The sequence below is a fragment of the Trichodesmium erythraeum IMS101 genome (genome assembly GCF_000014265.1).
GTDB classification, from domain to species: Bacteria; Cyanobacteriota; Cyanobacteriia; order Cyanobacteriales; family Microcoleaceae; genus Trichodesmium; species Trichodesmium erythraeum.
Genome location: NC_008312.1, coordinates 91529 through 112206, shown reverse-complemented (window position 1 = coordinate 112206; position 20678 = coordinate 91529). Strand labels below are relative to the sequence as shown.

The following is a 20678-nucleotide window of genomic DNA, read 5'->3' as shown; positions in this document are numbered from 1 at the left end:
ATCTAAATTTAATTCAATAATTGGAGCAGTATAAAAAAACTATATATCCACCTATATAAGTAGTCAATAAAGTTCCAACTAATTTCCTATATAACTCACTTCTATTAGTCAAAAAACATGGTAGTTTACTAGAAAAAAAATTTCAAATAATATAAAAATAATAAATTAAAACTTGCCCAGATTCACATGGAAATTAAAGTAGAGAAATAGAAATAGAAAGAAAACCATAAAAGAGCAAACTATATTATCAGCAGGAACATCAATCAGTCTAATTCTTAAATTAGACAGAAAAAATGTTACTATCATAGTTATGACGGCACCAAAGTTACTTGCGCCTCACCTTTTTTGTTCTTCTCAAAAATCAATAGTTACTGCCGAGAGAAGAATTGCTCCAATAGTGAAACTTTGCTCAGGTTGAATCAACTATTTGTCTAAACATATTAAAAATTGTTTTTTAGGGATAATCACAAAATTTGACAAAAATATCTTAGTAAATATAATAGATATCTCCAAAAAATATATAATTTCTGGCATTTTTAGATACAAAGCAACTAGCAATATATCTTTATTAAAATATAAAATTACGGTTTTTAATTAAAATTAAAATTGCCAAAATAATCATCAATCTTTATAATTTTATATTCTGCATTTTAAGCAAAACTTAATTATGAATCTAAATAAAATAGAATCAAAAAAAGCTCTTTTATTAGTAAATTTTCATGCCAGAAAAGCTAAAAAAAATCTACATTTAGCCTTAACTTACTTACAAAATTTTGGGCTAGAAATTATCTACAAAAAAGTTGAATTTCCCCAAGATTTTAACTATTTTATTCAAAGCTATAAAAATCAGGTAAATCTGATAATTATCGGTGGTGGGGATGGCACATTAAATTTAGCCATAGATGCTCTGGTTAAAACAGGTTTACCTTTGGGAATTTTACCATTAGGAACAGCTAATGATTTAGCCAGAACTTTAGGAATTCCTATTTCTTTATTTGAAGCTTGTCGAGTGATCGCTACTGGTAAAAAACGTTATATAGACTTAGGCTTAGTCAATGGTAAATATTTTTTCAATGTTGCTAGTATTGGATTAAGTGTAGATATTACTAATCATTTAACGAAAGAAGCAAAGCTTCGGTGGGGTGTACTAGCTTATGCTATTGCTGCCATTAAAATGATTTTACAAAGTCACCCTTTTACAGCAGAAATTAGTTGTAATGGTGAATCAAGAATAGTTAAGACTTTACAAGTTGCCGTAGGAAATGGCAGACATTATGGAGGTGGAATGACTATCGCTCATGATGCTACAATTGACAACCAAAGGCTAGATTTATATAGCTTAGAAGTGAAATATTGTTGGCAATTTGTTGGTATTTTACCTTCTATATGGCAAGGAAAATATCAAGAAAGCTTTGGTTTTCGTTCTTTATCTGCTTCTTTTATTAATGTTTATACTCGGAAACCTCGTCCTATTAATACTGATGGAGAAATTGTCACTTATACTCCGGCTTATTTTCAAATAGTTCCTTTAGCTTTAGCAGTTATAGTGCCGAAGAAATTAACAATTGAAAAGGAAAAACTTAAACCTGTAATTGATTAAAATCAGGAATTAATATAAATGGGTAAACAAAATAAATGATACTTATCAAGAAACTGAAATCTAATCTATGTATAAACATCGTACTTTTTCAATAATTTTGTGTAGTTGCGCGCCAAGGTTAATGACAACTTATATTTATTTTTTTGCTTGTTCTCTGCTGCCTATCTTCCCTACTCTCTAATTCCTACTCCCTAGTTCTTAAAATCTTAAAAATGACAGAAAATTTAATTATTCCTATCCATGAAACATTCCAAAAAACTATTCAAGGAGAAGGTTATTGGGCAGGTACACCAGTAGATTTTATTCGTCTTGCAGGTTGCCCAGTAGGTTGTCATTATTGTGATACTGGTTATGCAGATGGAGGCATTAGTTTACCTCGTCAAATTCAAACTTTGGATAAGTTAATTAATGAGTTATTTTCTCCTAGAGTTGTTATTTCTGGTGGCGAACCTTTTATTCATAAACAACTACCAGCTTTAATAAACAGAATAGAAGCGACAGGTAGACAAGTTTCTATTGAAACCTCCGGTTGCTACTGGCAAAATATTTCCCCTAACGCTTGGGTAACTCTTAGCCCTAAAGAACACATTAGTCATAAATATCCAATTGTCCCGTCAATGTGGACAAGAGCTTCAGAAATCAAATTGGTTATAGAAACAGGTAAAGAATTAGAATTTTATAGTAAGATTTTATTATTAAAGAATCAGACTCCTGTTTTCTTACAACCAGAGTGGTATAACCGTGATTTCACTCTACCATTAGTCCAAAAATTACTTCAGGAATATCCTCATTGCCGACTATCTATACAATTACACAAATATTTAGGCATAAAATAATTAAATAATCATGAGCATGAGACTGAAAAAATGGTATAATTAGAAAATGCTGCCTATTGGGACAATAGACAGCGATTTTAGAACTGTAGATGAAAGATACGCCCTGAATAGTTAAATGAAAATTAGATGCCCTTGATGGACAACTCCTAGATGGACTAGTTACCTGATGGCTTAACTCCCTAATTGTTTTAATTGTTAATAATTAAGAGCCCAAATAGTAGGACTTTAGAAGAAGATAAATGATACGACTACTAACACCTCACTTTGTGGTTTTTGTAATCCATCAGGTTGTGCCTATGCTTCTTATATAATTACAGACTCATTCTTTAGAATACAAGAGGTCTTTTGCAAAAACCCAGTTTTTACTGATGATGAAAAGTTAGTATTGATTTTGGGGGAGATTTCTTCGGGCCACTCTTGATACCTACTTCTGAAAACCTGAGAAATTACAGGAAATTTAATCGGTCTCCACCATGAAACATACCCAAAAACTATAGGTTATTAGGCAGGTACAGCAGCAGATTTTATTCCTCTTGCAGGTGGCCTAGTCGTAGGTGCTCTGACCCATGATACTAGCGTATGTTGATAGAGCTATGAGTAGAAGAGGTCAACCTCAAACTTTCAAACCTTATAGACCGATAGACAAGTAATAATTGAAACCAACTGTTGCTACTGGCAAAATATTTCCCCTAACCCTTGGGTAACTCTTAGCCCTAAAGAACACATTAGTCATAAATATCCAATTGTCTCATCAGTGTGGACAAGAGCTTCAAAAATCAAATTGGTTATAGAAACAGGTAAAGAATTAGAATTTTATAGTAAGATTTTATTAGTAAAGAATAAGACTCCTGTTTTCCTACAACCAGAGTCGTATAACCGTGATTTCACTCTACCATTAGTCCAAAAATTACTTCGGGAATATTCTCATTGCCGACTATCTATACAATTACATAAATATTTAGGCATAAAATAATTAAATAATCATGAGCATGAGACTGAAAAAATGGTATAATTAGAAAATGCTGTCTATTGGGACAATAGACAGCGATTTTAGAACTGCAGATGAAAGATACGCCCTGAATAGTTAAATGAAAATTAGATGCCCTTGATGGACAACTCCTAGATGGACTAGTTACCTGATGGCTTAACTCCCTAATTGTTTTAATTGTTAATAATTAAGAGCCCAAATAGTAGGACTTTAGAAGAAGATAAATGATACGACTACTAACACCTCACTTTGTGGTTTTTGTAATCCATCAGGTTGTGCCTATGCTTCTTATATAATTACAGACTCATTCTTTAGAATACAAGAGGTCTTTTGCAAAAACCCAGTTTTTACTGATGATGAAAAGTTAGTATTGATTTTGGGGGAGATTTCTTCGGGCCACTCTTGATACCTACTTCTGAAAACCTGAGAAATTACAGGAAATTTAATCGGTCTCCACCATGAAACATACCCAAAAACTATAGGTTATTAGGCAGGTACAGCAGCAGATTTTATTCCTCTTGCAGGTGGCCTAGTCGTAGGTGCTCTGACCCATGATACTAGCGTATGTTGATAGAGCTATGAGTAGAAGAGGTCAACCTCAAACTTTCAAACCTTATAGACCGATAGACAAGTAATAATTGAAACCAACTGTTGCTACTGGCAAAATATTTCCCCTAACCCTTGGGTAACTCTTAGCCCTAAAGAACACATTAGTCATAAATATCCAATTGTCTCATCAGTGTGGACAAGAGCTTCAAAAATCAAATTGGTTATAGAAACAGGTAAAGAATTAGAATTTTATAGTAAGATTTTATTAGTAAAGAATAAGACTCCTGTTTTCCTACAACCAGAGTCGTATAACCGTGATTTCACTCTACCATTAGTCCAAAAATTACTTCGGGAATATTCTCATTGCCGACTATCTATACAATTACATAAATATTTAGGCATAAAATAATTAAATAATCATGAGCATGAGACTGAAAAAATGGTATAATTAGAAAATGCTGTCTATTGGGACAATAGACAGCGATTTTAGAACTGCAGATGAAAGATACGCCCTGAATAGTTAAATGAAAATTAGATGCCCTTGATGGACAACTCCTAGATGGACTAGTTACCTGATGGCTTAACTCCCTAATTGTTTTAATTGTTAATAATTAAGAGCCCAAATAGTAGGACTTTAGAAGAAGATAAATGATACGACTACTAACACCTCACTTTGTGGTTTTTGTAATCCATCAGGTTGTGCCTATGCTTCTTATATAATTACAGACTCATTCTTTAGAATACAAGAGGTCTTTTGCAAAAACCCAGTTTTTACTGATGATGAAAAGTTAGTATTGATTTTGGGGGAGATTTCTTCGGGCCACTCTTGATACCTACTTCTGAAAACCTGAGAAATTACAGGAAATTTAATCGGTCTCTACCATGAAACATACCCAAAAACTATAGGTTATTAGGCAGGTACAGCAGCAGATTTTATTCCTCTTGCAGGTGGCCTAGTAGTAGGTAGTCTGACCCATGATACTAGCGTATGTTGATAGAGCTATGAGTAGAAGAGGTCAACCTCAAACTTTCAAACCTTATAGACCGATAGACAAGTAATAATTGAAACCAACTGTTGCTACTAGCAAAATATTTCCCCTAACCCTTGGGTAACTCTTAGCCCTAAAGAACACATTAGTCATAAATATCCAATTGTCTCATCAGTGTGGACAAGAGCTTCAAAAATCAAATTGGTTATAGAAACAGGTAAAGAATTAGAATTTTATAGTAAGATTTTATTAGTAAAGAATAAGACTCCTGTTTTCCTACAACCAGAGTCGTATAACCGTGATTTCACTCTACCATTAGTCCAAAAATTACTTCGGGAATATTCTCATTGCCGACTATCTATACAATTACATAAATATTTAGGCATAAAATAATTAAATAATCATGAGCATGAGACTGAAAAAATGGTATAATTAGAAAATGCTGTCTATTGGGACAATAGACAGCGATTTTAGAACTGCAGATGAAAGATACGCCCTGAATAGTTAAATGAAAATTAGATGCCCTTGATGGACAACTCCTAGATGGACTAGTTACCTGATGGCTTAACTCCCTAATTGTTTTAATTGTTAATAATTAAGAGCCCAAATAGTAGGACTTTAGAAGAAGATAAATGATACGACTACTAACACCTCACTTTGTGGTTTTTGTAATCCATCAGGTTGTGCCTATGCTTCTTATATAATTACAGACTCATTCTTTAGAATACAAGAGGTCTTTTGCAAAAACCCAGTTTTTACTGATGATGAAAAGTTAGTATTGATTTTGGGGAATATTTCTTCGGGCCACTCTTTATCCTTACTTCTGAAAACCTGAGAAATTACAGGAAATTTAATCGGTCTCTACCATGAAACATACCCAAAAACTATAGGTTATTAGGCAAGTACAGCAGCAGATTTTATTCCTCTTGCAGGTGGCCTAGTAGTAGGTGCTCTGACCCATGATACTAGCGTATGTTGATAGAGCTATGAGTAGAAGAGGTCAACCTCAAACTTTCAAACCTTATAGACCAATAGACAAGTAATAATTGAAACCAACTGTTGCTACTGGCAAAATATTTCCCCTAACCCTTGGGTAACTCTTAGCCCTAAAGAACACATTAGTCATAAATATCCAATTGTCCCGTCAATGTGGACAAGAGCTTCAAAAATCAAATTGGTTATAGAAACAGGTAAAGAATTAGAATTTTATAGTAAGATTTTATTAGTAAAGAATAAGACTCCTGTTTTCCTACAACCAGAGTCGTATAACCGTGATTTCACTCTACCATTAGTCCAAAAATTACTTCAGGAATATTCTCATTGCCGACTATCTATACAATTACATAAATATTTAGGCATAAAATAATTAAATAATCATGAGCATGAGACTGAAAAAATGGTATAATTAGAAAATGCTGTCTATTGGGACAATAGACAGCGATTTTAGAACTGCAGATGAAAGATACGCCCTGAATAGTTAAATGAAAATTAGATGCCCTTGATGGACAACTCCTAGATGGACTAGTTACCTGATGGCTTAACTCCCTAATTGTTTTAATTGTTAATAATTAAGAGCCCAAATAGTAGGACTTTAGAAGAAGATAAATGATACGACTACTAACACCTCACTTTGTGGTTTTTGTAATCCATCAGGTTGTGCCTATGCTTCTTATATAATTACAGACTCATTCTTTAGAATACAAGAGGTCTTTTGCAAAAACCCAGTTTTTACTGATGATGAAAAGTTAGTATTGATTTTGGGGGAGATTTCTTCGGGCCACTCTTGATACCTACTTCTGAAAACCTGAGAAATTACAGGAAATTTAATCGGTCTCTACCATGAAACATGCCCAAAAACTATAGGTTATTAGGCAAGTACAGCAGCAGATTTTATTCCTCTTGCAGGTGGCCTAGTCGTAGGTGCTCTGACCCATGATACTAGCGTATGTTGATAGAGCTATGAGTAGAAGAGGTCAACTTGTCCCGTCAATGTGGACAAGAGCTTCAGAAATCAAATTGGTTATAGAAACAGGTAAAGAATTAGAATTTTATAGTAAGATTTTATTAGTAAAGAATCAGACTCCTGTTTTCCTACAACCAGAGTCGTATAACCGTGATTTCACTCTACCATTAGTCCAAAAATTACTTCGGGAATATTCTCATTGCCGACTATCTATACAATTACATAAATATTTAGGCATAAAATAATTAAATAATCATGAGCATGAGACTGAAAAAATGGTATAATTAGAAAATGCTGTCTATTGGGACAATAGACAGCGATTTTAGAACTGCAGATGAAAGATACGCCCTGAATAGTTAAATGAAAATTAGATGCCCTTGATGGACAACTCCTAGATGGACTAGTTACCTGATGGCTTAACTCCCTAATTGTTTTAATTGTTAATAATTAAGAGCCCAAATAGTAGGACTTTAGAAGAAGATAAATGATACGACTACTAACACCTCACTTTGTGGTTTTTGTAATCCATCAGGTTGTGCCTATGCTTATTATATAATTACAGACTCATTCTTTAGAATACAAGAGGTCTTTTGCAAAAACCCAGTTTTTACTGATGATGAAAAGTTAGTATTGATTTTGGGGGAGATTTCTTCGGGCCACTCTTGAGCCCTACTTCTGAAAACCTGAGAAATTACAGGAAATTTAATCGGTCTCCACCATGAAACATACCCAAAAACTATAGGTTATTAGGCAAGTACAGCAGCAGATTTTATTCCTCTTGCAGGTGGCCTAGTCGTAGGTGCTCTGACCCATGATACTAGCGTATGTTGATAGAGCTATGAGTAGAAGAGGTCAACCTCAAACTTTCAAACCTTATAGACCGATAGACAAGTAATAATTGAAACCAACTGTTGCTACTGGCAAAATATTTCCCCTAACCCTTGGGTAACTCTTAGCCCTAAAGAACACATTAGTCATAAATATCCAATTGTCCCGTCAATGTGGACAAGAGCTTCAAAAATCAAATTGGTTATAGAAACAGGTAAAGAATTAGAATTTTATAGTAAGATTTTATTAGTAAAGAATAAGACTCCTGTTTTCCTATAAGCAGAGTAGTATAATTATGATCTAACTTTACCATTAGTCCAACAATTACTTCAGGAATATCCTCATTGCCGACTATTTATACAATTACATAAATATTTGGGTATGACATAATTACAATCAATCTGAGTATTAAGTTCAGGAATTGGTATCATAAAAAAAATACTGCCTATTGAAAGAATAGACAGCGATTTTAGAACTGCAGATGAAAGATACGCCCTGATAGTTAGATGAAAAGTAGATGCCCCTGATGGACAACTCCTAGATGGACTAGTTACCTGATGGCTTAACTCCCTAATGGTTTATAATCCACATCCCAAATATTAGGATTTAGGAGAATATAGTGATAAGACTACTAATACCTCAATTCCAGTTTTTTGTAATCCATCAGGTTGTGCCTATGTTTCTTATATAATTACAGACTGATTCTTTGGAATACAAGAGGGCTTTTGCAAAAACCCATTTTTTACAGGTGGCAAAAGCATTAGTGGTTAATTCCAAGCACTAGACAGGGTTCATCTACTACCATGAAACAGAATATTATCGCTTTCGGATTAATAGCCTCCGCAGGCTTAACATTTGGCCAAATGCCAAAGGCTACTACCTGGAACTTAGGGCTATCTTATGGGACAACGATTGAAGAGAGTCAAATATTAATTAGTGATAAACCACCTTACGAAGGAAATGATGAAGATGGAAACGCAGAGGTCATAGAGACAAATCCATAAATATACACCGAAAGTATAAATAAATTCCGGGAGAATCGTTCATACAGATTAAACTAGATTTAGAATTTGGTAGAACTCTCTCTGACCGATTAGAGTTCTACCTTCGATTATTCTAGTAATATGTTCTGATTAGTATTATTGACCAAAATAATGGATACAACAACTACTACACGCAGAAAAAGGCTTATTACGAGAACTGCAGAAAGAAGACAAGCAACTCCGAAAGAGAAACAGTTAATCCATTTGTTAGCTAATCTTGGATGTAGTTGTGCCAGATATGCCTTTCAACACGCTACTAGCAAAGGGAAAATACCTCCTGAAGAGCGAAAACATTTGGCAGAGTGGCACTTTCTTCGGTTACAGCAAATTAGGAGAGTAGAAAGAAGCTTGGAGCCTGTAGCTCAACTTAAGCGTGTTTATTATCGCTCTCAGCTTAGTCCAAGATCCCTCAAGTCTTTAAAACTTTTGTGGGTTGAGGATGATAAACAAAGAGTCAAACGACTTGACCCTGAATTGGACGAACTCTTAAGTTTCAATCTTAATTTAGGAGATACCCTTAAACAGATATTTCACACTATTGAATCAAGGGAAAGGGTATTCTCAAGAACTCCTATACAAGGGGTAGGGGTAGTGCCATTATGGGTTGATGAGTGGGAAGAGTCTGAGTACGATATTAATTTTTTTCCTCCTTCTTTCCCAGATTGGGCTCAAATTGTGGATGACTAAGTATGAAATCTACATGGCTTGACTTAGAAGGTTTGGGTAGGGAAACTAATAGTTTCTATCATCCAAAACTTACCATAATTGCTGTCATATTCATGAAGAATTAAAGTCAAAGGACTGTACTTTCAACTGTCCTCCGACAGTAGAATAATTATAGACTAGGACTTAAATGTGACAATTATGTTATCCCAATATGGATTCGTCAATGTTAGAACTAGGGTGGGCTGCACCCGCCGAATTTATGCTTGTAAACTGTTTGGAGCCAACTCCCCGGTTTGAAGCAGAAAATAAAATATTACCCACCTTTATTACTTCCCTGGAGAGGAGTATTAGGGGTGGGTTAAGTTTTACCTAACAAGGCCTGAATTCTGTGGACTGTGTACTGTAGATTTTAATAATCCCGATTTCAGGGATTTCAAAATTTACAAAAATTCAGCTTTTTCAATGAAATTTAAAATAGAGAGATTTGGCGCTTTGCTTATGACACATAATTTAGTAAGCCTTTAAAAATGTTGACAAATTTGGATGATTTTGTGAAATTTTCATTTGTTCGATAAATGATTATTACTTTTATTTAGGAGATAATTTCCTACCTGGCTTTTTCCTTTGATCACAGATAATACCAGATTCTAGCCAAGACCTTATGTGCCCTCTTCAACTGTGTTAATTTTATCTTGTAAGTGTTCGACCGATATTTCTCGAAGCTTTCTATTCCTAAATAAATCCTCAGAGTTACAGGTTTCCCCTACTGAACATACCCAGAACACGATGCTCTGGTAATGTTTAATTATTTTCTCAGATTTGATATAACTCCTAACTCCTCTCTTGGTTATTTATAACTATTAAACCGAGCATGATATTAATCATAATTCAGATTTAGTTAATTATTCAATTCTGCAAGAGCTATTGCTATTCCTGTTTTTAACTGTGAGTTAAGGCTTGCTTGTGCAGATAAAAAAATAAGTCTTTGATATGCTTTTTCTGAATCTAATTGTTTCATCGCTGCTACAGAATGAAGTCTAACACTATTATCTTCATCTTCTAATAATTGAATTAGAGATTCTAAAGCATGAATATTTCCTAAGTATCCCAGAGCTAAAGCCAAAGATTTTTTCACACAAATATTTTCTAGATTAGAGTTATGACTGGTAATAAATTCAATTAAAATATCTGTTGCTTGAAGTTTTAATTCAGGTTTTTCTAACTTACCCAATGCCGTGATAATTTCATTAACAATTTGTGCCATATCATAATCTTCAACTAAGAAATTATACTCTAGTAAATTTTGCAAATATTCTAAGGATACTTGAGTTTCAATTCTACCTAAAGCACGCACTGCATCTATCTTTAAAAATATTGGCACTGTGGCAGTTTTTAATAGTTCATATAAAGCTGTTGCTGCTAAATTGGTACCAATTTTTCCCAGAGCGATCGCTGCTTGTTGAGAAACTTCAACATCCATATCCCATAGTAAGGGTTGTAGTAACTTCACCAAACCTAATTCTTGGTGTAAATTAGCATAACTAGCTAAACTAATCACTGCTGTTTTTCTAACTTTTGCCACTCTATCTTTTAAAGCCGAAATTAATACAATAGGAATGCGTGAGTCACAATAATTATTCAAAGCAGAAATTCCCATGATTCTCACTTCATAATTTTCATCTTTAACGAAAGTTAACAATGCTGGAATCATACTAATACAGTTAATTTTAGCTAAAGCTTTAATGACCAATAATTTTAACTCTGGCTTTGCTAATAAATTTGTTAATAAATCAACTCCCGAATTACCACAATTTGCTCTTATTTCTGCTGCTATTTCCTGTATATCTTTTGGCTTTGATCTAATAACTATATTCCCCATAACTTCTAGGAATTCTTCAGTGTTAAACTCTGCCAATATCCTAGTTATAAACCAACGTTCTTCTAGATCTACTTCTTGGGCGTTAAGAATTTCAATTAAGGGAGCGATAGCTGGTTTTCCAATTTGCTTAAACAGTTTATTAATATCCCATTTTTCTTGAAAATCTCCATTTTCCATAACTTCTATTGCTAAGTCAATTACCTCATCTATAACAACATTGTTGTCTGGGAATATTAAAGGAGTTTTATTTGACTTACTCTCTAAGATAAATTGCTGTAGATAATAATTGACTAAAGACCAGTTTTGTTTTTGGGCAGCAATTTTTGCCTGTTCAAGAAGATTTGACATATAAAAATAGGAAATAGGGAATAAGGAAAATTTTACCTAAAATTTAATTTGACCAGCTTTAACTTTAGTATAATTAATTTATTAGGTATACAAACCAGACTAAAAATTCTACTAATTACAGTGTATTGATGCTCAACTTAGGTGACACTTGAATTATTAAGTAATTAACATTAATACATAGATTTTTTATAGTTACTAGCCAGTTAAATTAATTATCCATATTTTGTCGGGACATTAACATGCAAATTTCCTACTTTGCTCTCGGACTTTGTATGCAACATCCCTACTGTCAGTCAAGAAAATGTAAAAAAGTTTTTGAGAAATGGTCTTTCCGCCTAAATCAGATTGAATATGAGAAAATATTATGGCTATTTTCATTATTTCTGTAAGACAGCTTAGGGCATAGATTAACCTCTGAAGTATGCAGTTAATTTTTAGGTCAAATAAATTATAACTTACAAACCACTAAACTCTATTTTATAGAACTATTCATTTAGAGCGCGGACATTTGTCAATCCTTTTTTGCGGAGCATTAAAGCCGGAAAAACTTATTCAGAAATTAATTTTAAATTTTGACTTCCACCAATTCCCATTGATACTATGCTTAGGGAACAGTTCATAAATTTCAGTAATTAACACTAGGAAAACAAATTCTTACATAATTTTAGCTAACTTAATGTTGATTTTTATTATGTTTACTTGTATCCCACTCCCCTGCTATTCAAAATATATAAAAGTTTTTAAGACATGATATTAATCCTCAGACAATACCTATTTTCTCAACCTCTAAACTTTCACAATTTTTCTTGATTTTAATCTTTAAAAATGCTTGATAATTGCATCAGCAAACTCAGAACATTTCAAAGCCGGCACAGATGGTTCCATTAATCTTGCTAAATCATAAGTTACCTCACCATTAGAAATAGAAATCTCAATACCTTTTTTAATCAAATCTGCAGCTTCTTGCCAGCCTATATATTCTAACATCATTACACCAGAAAGAATTAAAGAACCAGGGTTTACTCTATCTAAACCTGCGTGTTTTGGAGCAGTACCATGAGTGGCTTCAAAAATAGCACATTTATCACCAATATTAGCACCTGGACCCATACCTAAACCACCAACAATAGCTGCTGCTGCGTCGGATAAATAATCCCCATTCAAATTCATAGTTGCCAGAATAGAATACTCCTCTGGTCGAGTTTGAATTTGTTGGAAAATACTATCAGCAATTCGGTCATTTACCATGATTTTCTCTTTCCATTTTCCATGCCCATGACTATCCCAAATAGCTGCCAATACATCCTCAACTTCTTGGCAAATTTCTGCTTGTTTTTCTGGTGTTAAAGCATCATAACCAGGGTCAATTTTTCGAGAATTTTCCTCACTACTAATATTAAGGTTTTCCTCTTTATTAGAAAGAATCCAAGATTCTCTTTCAGTGACACATTCTTGACGAAATTCTGTAGTTGCTAACTCATAACCCCAGTCACGAAATGCGCCTTCGGTGTACTTCATAATATTACCTTTATGTACCAAAGTTACCATTTGTTTGGACTTAGGTAAACGCAAAGCATTTTGAATAGCACGTTTAACCAAACGTTGGGAACCAGTTTTACTTACAGGTTTAATACCAATACCAGAGTCGAAGCGAATTTGCTTTTTGCCGTGTTCGAGAGTAGCAGGAATTAAGTCTTTATTTAAAATGTCAATCAATTTGCTAGCAATATCAGTTCCCTCGCGCCATTCTATTCCCAGATAAATATCTTCTGTATTTTCCCGGTAAATGATGACATCTAATTTTTCCGGTGTTTTGTGAGGAGAAGGTGTACCCGTGTAATATCTACAAGGACGAACACAAGCATATAAATCATTAATTTGACGCAATGCGACATTTAGGGAACGAATACCTCCACCTATGGGTGTTGTTAAAGGACCTTTAATGGCAATACCATATTCTTTTATGGCATTTAGAGTATCTTCCGGCAAATATTGGAAAGTGCCATATTTGTCACACGCTTCATCACCAGCGTAGATTTTAAACCAATTAATTTTGCGTTTGTCTCCATAGGCAGTAGCGATCGCTGCGTCAAAGACTTTTTGAGATGCTGGCCACAAATCTAATCCAGTACCATCGCCCCTAATAAATGGGATAATAGGGTCGTCGGGAACGATGGGTTGGCCGTTACTGAAAGTGACTTTAGACCCTGTGGTTGGGGGGGTTATTTTTTCGTACATACCTTGATAGTTTCTTGATAGTTTGGAGTAAAATATATGCTTTTGTGTCCAGATTATCAATGTATAATGACATATTTTGAAATATACATAAGATTTTTTTTAGGATTTAATAGGACTTACCCACGCGCAATATATTTTTTTCATTACGAGGGACAGTCTTCGGGTCGCAGTCGGTCAAGATAGTAATCTCAAGGGAATTCTTTTGGAGTGGATATGTCAGTCTTATTTAAGTTAAGGAAAAAGGAAGGAGGAAAGAAGAAATTTAATTATTTTTGTAGGTTTTTGGAGTGCAAAAGTAGCGTAAATAGCAGATTTTTTATGAATAAAATATACTTTTTTGTAAAAAAAATATATGCGTTTTTTGTGTTTTATATTTCTCTAGTTAAGTTTGTAATTATGGCGAATTTTAGTAAGATAGACTACTAGTTGCAGCATTAAATATATCAATAGTAATGGAATTGTATATATAAATTTTAGAGGTTTTTGAAGAGTCGAAAAATATTGGTAATTTTGATGAAAGAATAGTTCTTAATTTCTTGTCAGAAGGTAATTATTTGGTTAGAGTTTCTCAGAGACTGGTTGTAAAAAAAAGATGGCTATGAAGAAATATTGAAGGTAGGAAAATAAAAAAATAATGATCACTGCCAAATAAATGTCGCGAAAATCTTTAGCCAGGGATCTAAGCCCTCGCGAGTGGGAACTACTCGAACCTCTGCTACCGAAACCTCTCTCAAGCAGTGCCCAAACTAAATGCTAATCTCACAGAAGTAGTAAATGGTATATTATATATCCTTTACTCTGGTTTTCATTAGCGTTCTTTTCCCCAGAAGCTACCAATTTTGCAAACTTTATCAATAAAATTTCGTAAATACTACGGATATAGTGTTTGGGAATAAATTAATTATACTCTACGGTTAGAGACAAGAGTCTAAGAAGTACGACTCCAAAAACTACTACAGCAGTTGTTGACTTTTATAGGGTAAAAACAACAGCAAAAAGAGGGAGGTGTATGGCTTAGATAGTAGGTAAAAAAGTAAAAATTATGAAGGGTCGTATCTTATTTTCTAATCAAGGAAGACTACTAGGAGTAGTGGTAAGTGAGGCAAATATGGGAGAACCCTGATGGACTAAAGTCCTGGTCATGGAACAGAATGAAAATATTTCAGAAGGACGAATTAGTTTGGGCTGAGTCTGGTTATAGAGGATCGAAATTGGCTATGGTGATCGCAGACCTGATTTCAGCAGGAGTGGAAATAGTCAAGGGTAATACTCAACAATTTGAAGTTTTACCTAGAAGATGGCTAGTTCAGAAGTGACGTTTAGCTGTGGAGTATAAATAACTACCTGAGATAAGTGAATATCTGATTTAGACTGCAATAATTAGATTGATGTTACGAAAGCTTGGTACTAAAAACTCATGCCGTTTTTAAGATTTGTTTGACAAACAGCCTTGCAGTTTGATCGTGATATAAATTATTCATTGTTTTTAGAAGCTAATCAAATTTAGAGTCGTCAATAATAGTAGAACCAGCAAATATTGAATTATCTTCAAAGAAGGATAAATTTTGACCTCTTTCTTTGCCAGCTCTAAATTTAGTTATTGCTTGGCTAAGGAAAGTAAACAAAAATATCTCTCTTTTGAAAATAAATATATGATCAAAATTTGTTGGCCAGGGAAAGGAGTGGGCAATAGTTACATTGATTAATTTTTTGGTATTTTTTTCAGTTATATCATGTCCGGTAGAATCATTATTAGGGAAAATAAGGAAGGAGAAATAAGGTTCTAGTTATCTAGGAGAGAAGGTTCAAGAAAAGGAAAAACCTTAAATTAGATATTTCCTTAGCTTTGACACTAGACTATACCAACGGACATGATATTAGGTGAAGGAAACCCCAAAATTTTGAATATTAATTTAGTGGTACTTCTTGGAAAAAACTATTTGTTTGTGCAGCATTTGGAAAAGTCAATTTATACAAGGGAATTGCGTCAATGCCCTAAAAATGGCTAAAACCCATACTTATTAAGGATTTATATGTTTTTGACGTCAAAACTTTTACTTGTCTATACTTGAGTATATTTTCTGCTACTGTTTTGTCTAATTCCCACTAACTCAAAATCCAATTCACTAGAGTCCGAACACCATAACCAGTTGCACCTTGATTATTGTAACCATTTTCTGTATCTACCCAAACCGGACCGGCAATATCTAAATGTGCCCAAGGCGTATTTTTAACAAATTGCTTCAAAAATAAAGCTGCAGTAATAGCACCACCAGGGCGAGGACCGGTATTCTTCATATCAGCATGCATAGCTTTCAAACCCTCGAAATATTTCTCCTCCAAAGGCATCCGCCACATTTTCTCTCCAGCTTTTTCTGCTGCTGCTGTTATTTCTGCAGCTAAATTATCATTAGGGCTCCACAGACCAGCAATATCATTACCTAATGCCACAACACAAGCACCTGTGAGAGTCGCTAAATCTATAATTGCATCTACTCCCAACTTTTCAGCAAAGACTAATGCATCTGCCAAAGTCAAACGTCCCTCTGCATCTGTATTATTAACTTCAATAATTTTACCATTGGAAGCAGTCAGAAAGTCACCGGGATGTATGGCGTGACCACTAACCATATTTTCAGTTACAGCACTGATAAAATGAACTTCTACATCTGGTTTTAACTGAGCGATCGCCTTAATAGTACCAAAAGTTGTACCTGCACCACCCATATCAATTTTCATCATTTCAATGCCACTACCAGAGACTTTTAAGTTTAACCCACCAGAGTCAAAAGTTAAACCTTTTCCTACTATTGCTAGCTTGCGACGAGGAGTAACTTCTGGTTTATAAGTTACATGAATGAATTTTGGTGGCAAGTCAGAACCTTGAGCAACTCCAAGAAAAGCTCCCATTCCTAGTTTTTCACAATCTTCTTTTTCTAAAATTTCTAGAGTTAGACCAAACTCTTTAGCTAAGGTCTGAGCAGTTTCAGCCATAGTTATTGGGGTACAGGAATTAGCAGGAGCTGCTACAAGTTCTCTGGCAAAGATGACTCCTGAACAGATTTTTCGAGCATGGGCGATCGCTTCATCAGAAGCAGCCAAACCAATTAACTCCACTTTTTCTAGATCTGGCCCTAGATTTTCTGGTTCAGATTTAAAACGATTATCTTGATGGAGGGCTAACTCAATACCCTCTGTAATAGCTATAGCTGTAGAATCAGCATCCTGACACATTGGCAGGCTAATCCCTAAAGTTTTACATCTCTCCTTTTTTGCCAAGCGTCCACAGGTAGCTGCAGCTTGGCGCAGAGAATCTAATTTGAACTTCTCTAATTTACCTAGGCCAACTACAATAATTTTCCGAATAGAGGTTTTTATACCGACACGAGTTGAGACACTGCTATTCGCTTTACCTTTAAATTCTGTTTCTTTAATTAATTCAGATAAAGTACCAGATAGCATTTCGTCCAATTCGGCCATTTCCTCAGTTAATTCTATAGCATCTTCAGTTAATTTTATAGCATCTTCAAATAAACCAATAGCTAGAGCATCTCCGGCCCATTTCAACTGAGGTATGTTACCTACTTTAATTTCCATGTTGATTTTTTCTTAAGTGTTTATAAGTAGATTATCTTAATCTGTCTTGCTAATATATTTGCTTTGCGCCTTTCATCTACAGTAGAATGGCTTGAGGCATTGCAAGTCATTACTTTACCTCAGAGATACCTACTTTCAAGTAACAAAATCAATCTTAGGAGATAAAAGTAAGGGGCGAAAAATATTACGCCCCATCAAATAGATAACTGTAGTTAAAGTTTAAGAAATAAAGCTGGAGCTACTCTAGATAGCTTAGGAAGCTTGATCTTGATCTTGATTTATTTGCCGTTCTATAGTTTGAATAGCCGCATTAAGTCCGGCCAATCTGGTTTCTAAGTCATCTCGCATCCACTTAAGGAATTTAAGTTTATTCTCCTGGTGGGCCTTACGAGTTTCTGGTTGAAAAAAGTCCCCACCACAGCAGGACTTAACGAAGAATGGAAACATAGACAATACTCTCAACTCATCTTTACTTAATATTTTGAAACAAAAATTTAAAAATTGACACCCACTAAATACAAATATTATTATAGTTCTATTTTTTCCTTTTCTGCCCTATTCTTTACTTACGGAGCTTTTCAGATTTATCAACCACATTTTCACTACTAAAACTTTCTCAGAACTTGCCATGGATCTTCCCTTCTATAGTATATCAAACTGTCCAGAGTATAAAGCAAAGCTGAAAGTCCAATCCATCAATATAATTACGGTAAATCTGATTGACAGCCCTATAGTGCTTGACACCCGCGAAGTCATTTTCACATATCACCCGCTTATTGACTCAATGTCCTATTTTCGATCTTTTGCTGTTGAGTTAATTCTCCTCCCTCTGGTTTTTTATGGGGTATGCGGATACTTTCATACTGTTGTTGAATACCTTGAAAGCTAGTATCTACTTCAATTGGTATTTCCCCATGTATATTTCCTATCAACTTTTCTTCGTCTAGGAATTTCTTGTCATGTAACTGTCCAACTCTATCTTGGCTTAATACCAGCACTTGTTTATTTTGGTTTACTGCTGCTAGATGTTTACGGGATAGACCCTTTTTTTTCCCGAATAATTTATTTTTTGTGTTTCTGAGTCAGTAGGCCGTTTTACTGGCCGTTATGTGCCATCCATTACCACTCGTTCTACTCCAGGGAAACGCTCTATAAATGCTTGGGCACTATTGATTTGGCGTTCTGGTAGTGCCTTTTTTTTCTCCCAAGGCGGCTTCTAATATAGGCTGTAAACGATGAGCCCAATGATGTGCCTGGCTAAGGTCTATATCGAACAAGATACCAGCTAAATCAAAGGTAGGGTAGCATTTAAAATAGAACAGAATATAAAAAATTTATTTGTGCTCAAAAGTCCGTAAACGAGCCTTACGGCCTCATCCAACAGAACGTTGACGAGGTTTATCCCTCAATGTTTGCTCATATACCTGAGTAAAGGTTAAGAGTAAGGATTGAAATGCTTTACGATTTAATCGGTATTAATGCTCTGAGCAACCTATCCTGTTTTAAGGCCCGTTTAAGATTTAGCATTCTTCGTCAATTTCTTCTTAACTTAACTTATTTTCACTTATTTACCAACAACTCTAATATAAAAAGAATGTCTTTAAGCGAAGAAATAAAAGTCAAAAATATCCACCACTTAGGAATACTAGCAGGACTAATTGATGAGATGGGAATAGTAGAAATAATTAACCAAAAATTAGGAATTGATAGTAAAAAAAAAATTATATCAGGACAAGTAATTGTTACCATCAAGTTTCCTAGAATAGGTAAAAAAAACTCAAGTGACAAAGAAATTATTAAGTAAATTTTAACAGCATATTGAGTTAATCATAGATAGCTATGAACAGGGTATAGAAAGGCTATAAAAATCTGAAAAACAAAAAGAATATTACTCAGGAAAGAAAAAAAGTCATACAAGAAAAAGTCAGGTGATTGTGTTACTCAATGGTAAAGATATTGTTGATATCGAAGCTGGAAAACTAGGTCAAATAAGTGAGATAAATTTTTTTCGTGAAACCCAAGAAAAATTCCATCAAGAGCAAAAATTTACCAGGGACAAAGCTTATGTGGGAGAACCAGCAATAAAAACGCCTAAAAAAAAAGCCCCTATTCAATAATTAACCAGTAAGGAAAAGTCTCAAAATAAAGAGCTGGCATCTGAAAGAATTTTTGTAGAACATGTAATTAGATTACTCAAAATATTTCGAGTAGCCTAGGAAAGATTCAGGCTAAATTCTGATAAATATACGCAAATAATAATGACTATTTGTGGACTTGTAAGACTGGGAATAGGGACGGTTATTTTGTCTTAATAAATTTGCCAATAATTTCTGAAAAAATTCTTGAGTGAAAATACTATAATTAGGGCTATATATTAATACTAACTATCTCTAATACCTATGAGACTGTAAAAATTAACTATCTTCTTGAAATAGCGATCGCTCCAATTAAGATAGTTATAGTATTGATTTGACTATTTTTGCAGAAGTCTATAAAACACTTGGTTTCATATGACAAAAGGCTCAATTTTCGACGGTCTTGTAAATGGTGATCGAGCATTTAAGAATTTAGTCAAAAGTAGCCATTACATACTTTTGTCTATTTAGCAAGTGTGAGTCAAACTATCTGTTCCCTCGGATAACCATTGGAGGGCAAAGTACTAAACCAACAAGGAAAATTCGTATTTACTCAATATGATGGGGTAGGTAATAATTGATCACTACTCTCAACACAAGAGTGATAGAGTGTATCAAGCTAATATAGAAGTAGAAACCAAAAGTTTAACTGGGACTATAACTATAGTAATGCTTATGGGCGTTGGTGAATTAAGGTATGATTTGAGTTTATAGCGATCGCTATGAATATCTATAAGGAACTGGAACATCCCAAAATTGATGTTTACTGAATCAGTAAGCGAATTAAATGCTTGAACTTCTCGGAATTATTTTGAGTAGCAAAGAGCTCACGGGGTGACAAGTCAGCTTAATAGTAGGTATAGTAATTATTTGAGATAATAAGTTAAATAATAATTCAATTTAAAAATAAAGTTTATTGAGGTTGGGAGGTAGCGATCGCCAATTCACTCTTATCCACCATCTGAGTTTATTATTTATTCATTTAAAAAGTTTTGAAAATAGTTAAAAATATGATAAAA

General features: G+C 34.2%; 15 protein-coding genes and 2 pseudogenes. 12 read left to right on the top strand and 5 right to left on the bottom strand.

The features are described 5' to 3' along the window. The first annotated feature begins 667 nt into the window (after positions 1-667). The 9 genes from TERY_RS00335 (at position 668) to TERY_RS00315 (ending at position 9483) form a co-directional block, all read left to right on the top strand. Positions 668-1600, top strand: a complete 933-nt coding sequence (locus TERY_RS00335; protein ID WP_011609988.1) for a lipid kinase — start codon at positions 668-670, stop codon at positions 1598-1600. 212 nt (positions 1601-1812) lie between these two features. Continuing rightward, positions 1813-2436: a radical SAM protein gene (locus TERY_RS00330; protein ID WP_011609987.1), complete on the top strand. Its 624-nt coding sequence runs from the start codon at positions 1813-1815 to the stop codon at positions 2434-2436. A 754-nt stretch (positions 2437-3190) separates the two neighbouring features. After that, entirely contained in the window at positions 3191-3409 is a 219-nt protein-coding gene (locus TERY_RS29535; protein ID WP_011609986.1) for a hypothetical protein, read from the top strand. 754 nt (positions 3410-4163) lie between these two features. Further along, positions 4164-4382: a hypothetical protein gene (locus TERY_RS29530; RefSeq protein ID WP_011609986.1), complete on the top strand. Its 219-nt coding sequence runs from the start codon at positions 4164-4166 to the stop codon at positions 4380-4382. Positions 4383-5136: 754 nt separating this feature from the next. Then, positions 5137-5355 (top strand): hypothetical protein, encoded by a 219-nt coding sequence (locus TERY_RS29525; RefSeq protein WP_011609986.1) that lies wholly within the window; start codon positions 5137-5139, stop codon positions 5353-5355. Positions 5356-6109: 754 nt separating this feature from the next. Beyond that, a complete protein-coding gene (locus TERY_RS29520) occupies positions 6110-6328 on the top strand; it encodes a hypothetical protein (protein WP_011609985.1) in 219 nt (72 codons plus the stop codon). 566 nt (positions 6329-6894) lie between these two features. Next, positions 6895-7170, top strand: a complete 276-nt coding sequence (locus TERY_RS00325) for a hypothetical protein (protein WP_011609984.1) — start codon at positions 6895-6897, stop codon at positions 7168-7170. A gap of 1446 nt (positions 7171-8616) precedes the next feature. Further along, the gene (locus TERY_RS00320; protein ID WP_155994202.1) at positions 8617-8757 is read left to right on the top strand and encodes a hypothetical protein; all 141 of its coding nucleotides are present in this window, start codon (positions 8617-8619) and stop codon (positions 8755-8757) included. A gap of 150 nt (positions 8758-8907) precedes the next feature. After that, positions 8908-9483, top strand: coding sequence for a hypothetical protein (locus TERY_RS00315; RefSeq protein ID WP_011609983.1), 576 nt, complete (start codon positions 8908-8910; stop codon positions 9481-9483). An 877-nt stretch (positions 9484-10360) separates the two neighbouring features. On the opposite strand, the gene TERY_RS00310 is transcribed toward TERY_RS00315, so the two are convergent. Both TERY_RS00310 and TERY_RS00305 read right to left on the bottom strand, forming a co-directional pair. Beyond that, entirely contained in the window at positions 10361-11689 is a 1329-nt protein-coding gene (locus tag TERY_RS00310) for a HEAT repeat domain-containing protein (RefSeq protein WP_011609982.1), read from the bottom strand. A gap of 819 nt (positions 11690-12508) precedes the next feature. Next, complete coding sequence (locus TERY_RS00305) at positions 12509-13927, bottom strand: NADP-dependent isocitrate dehydrogenase (protein ID WP_011609981.1); 1419 nt, start codon at positions 13925-13927, stop codon at positions 12509-12511. Positions 13928-15078: 1151 nt separating this feature from the next. On the opposite strand from TERY_RS00305, the gene TERY_RS00300 reads away from it, so the two are divergent. Then, entirely contained in the window at positions 15079-15243 is a 165-nt protein-coding gene (locus TERY_RS00300) for a hypothetical protein (protein WP_155994201.1), read from the top strand. Between the two features lie 790 nt (positions 15244-16033). Here TERY_RS00300 and TERY_RS00295 read toward each other — a convergent pair. The 3 genes from TERY_RS00295 to TERY_RS34275 form a co-directional block, all read right to left on the bottom strand. Next, positions 16034-17524, bottom strand: a complete 1491-nt coding sequence (locus TERY_RS00295; protein WP_011609979.1) for a leucyl aminopeptidase — start codon at positions 17522-17524, stop codon at positions 16034-16036. 252 nt (positions 17525-17776) lie between these two features. Continuing rightward, a complete protein-coding gene (locus tag TERY_RS00290; RefSeq protein WP_044136229.1) occupies positions 17777-17971 on the bottom strand; it encodes a hypothetical protein in 195 nt (64 codons plus the stop codon). A gap of 326 nt (positions 17972-18297) precedes the next feature. Further along, complete coding sequence (locus TERY_RS34275) at positions 18298-18522, bottom strand: transposase family protein (protein WP_370496311.1); 225 nt, start codon at positions 18520-18522, stop codon at positions 18298-18300. 596 nt (positions 18523-19118) lie between these two features. Between TERY_RS34275 and TERY_RS35780 the strand changes: the two are divergent. Further along, positions 19119-19292, top strand: a pseudogene (locus TERY_RS35780) (DUF4277 domain-containing protein); the annotation flags it as partial. Positions 19293-19452: 160 nt separating this feature from the next. Beyond that, positions 19453-19740: pseudogene (locus tag TERY_RS35775) on the top strand (transposase family protein). Positions 19741-20678 lie beyond the last annotated feature (938 nt).

Bases quoted from the DNA above. Each gene is read 5' to 3' on its own strand.
- TERY_RS00320 (WP_155994202.1), top strand. From the start codon at position 8,617: ATGCCAAAGGCTACTACCTGGAACTTAGGGCTATCTTATGGGACAACG.
- TERY_RS00310 (WP_011609982.1), bottom strand. From the start codon at position 11,689: ATGTCAAATCTTCTTGAACAGGCAAAAATTGCTGCCCAAAAACAAAAC.
- TERY_RS00325 (WP_011609984.1), top strand. From the start codon at position 6,895: ATGATACTAGCGTATGTTGATAGAGCTATGAGTAGAAGAGGTCAACTT.
- TERY_RS00335 (WP_011609988.1), top strand. From the start codon at position 668: ATGAATCTAAATAAAATAGAATCAAAAAAAGCTCTTTTATTAGTAAAT.
- TERY_RS00315 (WP_011609983.1), top strand. From the start codon at position 8,908: ATGGATACAACAACTACTACACGCAGAAAAAGGCTTATTACGAGAACT.
- TERY_RS00295 (WP_011609979.1), bottom strand. From the start codon at position 17,524: ATGGAAATTAAAGTAGGTAACATACCTCAGTTGAAATGGGCCGGAGAT.
- TERY_RS00305 (WP_011609981.1), bottom strand. From the start codon at position 13,927: ATGTACGAAAAAATAACCCCCCCAACCACAGGGTCTAAAGTCACTTTC.
- TERY_RS00290 (WP_044136229.1), bottom strand. From the start codon at position 17,971: ATGTTTCCATTCTTCGTTAAGTCCTGCTGTGGTGGGGACTTTTTTCAA.
- TERY_RS00300 (WP_155994201.1), top strand. From the start codon at position 15,079: ATGAAAATATTTCAGAAGGACGAATTAGTTTGGGCTGAGTCTGGTTAT.
- TERY_RS29520 (WP_011609985.1), top strand. From the start codon at position 6,110: ATGTGGACAAGAGCTTCAAAAATCAAATTGGTTATAGAAACAGGTAAA.
- TERY_RS00330 (WP_011609987.1), top strand. From the start codon at position 1,813: ATGACAGAAAATTTAATTATTCCTATCCATGAAACATTCCAAAAAACT.